The sequence below is a fragment of the Bacteroides cellulosilyticus DSM 14838 genome, from assembly GCF_000158035.1.
GTDB lineage: Bacteria > Bacteroidota > Bacteroidia > Bacteroidales > Bacteroidaceae > Bacteroides > Bacteroides cellulosilyticus.
Genome location: NZ_EQ973488.1, coordinates 318351 through 319763, shown reverse-complemented (window position 1 = coordinate 319763; position 1413 = coordinate 318351). Strand labels below are relative to the sequence as shown.

Genomic DNA, 1413 nt, shown 5'->3' with positions numbered 1-1413 from the left:
AACCGACCAGTAGGCATAACGGCGCACATCGTAATCTTTCCAGCGCAATTCATTCTCATCGTGCAGACCGTGAGGAATTTCCTCGTAGATAGGTTCACCGTCAATTACGGGTTTCATGGGATTTGTGGCCATACTACGTTCTACAAAGCGCCAGTTATCTTCTTCGGTATTCTCTTCGATTGGATAATCACCGTCACCGAAACGTTGTCCGTAGCGGCGATGCCCGCTTTGGAACATGTTGAAGTCCAGCCAGGGGGCGGCATTGAACCAAGTTGAGGAAGTGGTACGGCCGCGTGGGTGGAAGGTCATCAGGTGATTCTTGTCTATTGCTTTGATGGATGTGGCGAGAGCTTCCCATTCAGCGGTTTTTACGTCACCACGAATATCGCCTCCGATAAACCAGATGATATTCGGCTCGTCTTTATAGCGTTCGGCGAGGAATTTGCCGTAAGCCTTGGCTTGCTCTACCGTCATTTCTCCGCGACTCACAGGACTGCCCCAGATACAGACCATACCGATATAAAGTCCTTTCCGGGCAGCTGTACGGATAATGTAATCCATGTGGTCCCAATAGCCGTATACGCCTTTCTGATTGATGTTTTTGAAGTTATATCCATCAGTCATAGAATATTGTCCGTAGGTATTTATGGAGGGGACATTATTCAGGGTCTGAACTTGAATGACGTTATATCCCCGTTGTTTACATTGTTCCAGATAATACTCGGCTTCATCGCGGTTCAGACGTTGAGGCAGTAGCCATCCAGTTTCTCCTAGCCAAAAGAAAGGAGTGCCGTTTTCATGTTTCAGATAGCGACCTTCTTCGGAGACCATTAGTTTACCATTGTTCCAGGGGATATACGTTTTCTGTGTTTTCTTCTGTGCAGAGGCGGGCATTGCCATAGTCAGCAAAAGCAGAAGAAAAGGGATTAGTTTGAATGTTTTCATTGTTATTGATGTTATTATAATTGTTTGCTTAATCACTAATTCATTCGTTCATATTCAATTGCTGCCAATATGAACGCCCCTACGGATTTGGGATCATTTTCTATCACGGATTCGCCAATATAATACTCGAACGAGCCGTCACGATACTTTCCGGAGTTCCCGCCCAGTCCGGCTACGGCACAACAATGAGTCAATGTGTAAGTGCCGTCTTCTTCAAGACGGGTGAACTCACGGATCATGCCGTCGAATGCTTTCTGTACAGGGGTGATGTATTCGTTTCCGATATATCCCTCATTGATGGCTTTAGCAAGTGTATATATGAACAGGGCTGTTGCCGATGATTCCAGATAATTACCCTTGCGTGCTCCCTGGTCGGTCACTTGATACCAGGTTCCGGATTGCGGGTCCTGATACCTCACCATTGCCTGTGCCAGACCTTGTAGAATTTGCAGTACGCTGTCGCGTCCT

At 46.8% G+C, this 1413-nt stretch carries 2 protein-coding genes; both read right to left on the bottom strand.

Features of this window, described 5'->3' with window-relative positions; all coding sequences use genetic code 11:
* Positions 1 to 945, bottom strand: a 945-nt coding sequence (locus BACCELL_RS02670; protein WP_044153192.1) for a glycoside hydrolase family 140 protein, incomplete at its 3' end; no start/stop codon positions are given.
* Between the two features lie 35 nt (positions 946 to 980).
* The coding region (locus tag BACCELL_RS02665; RefSeq protein ID WP_007209981.1) for a glycoside hydrolase family 88 protein at positions 981 to 1413 on the bottom strand (433 nt) is incomplete at its 5' end.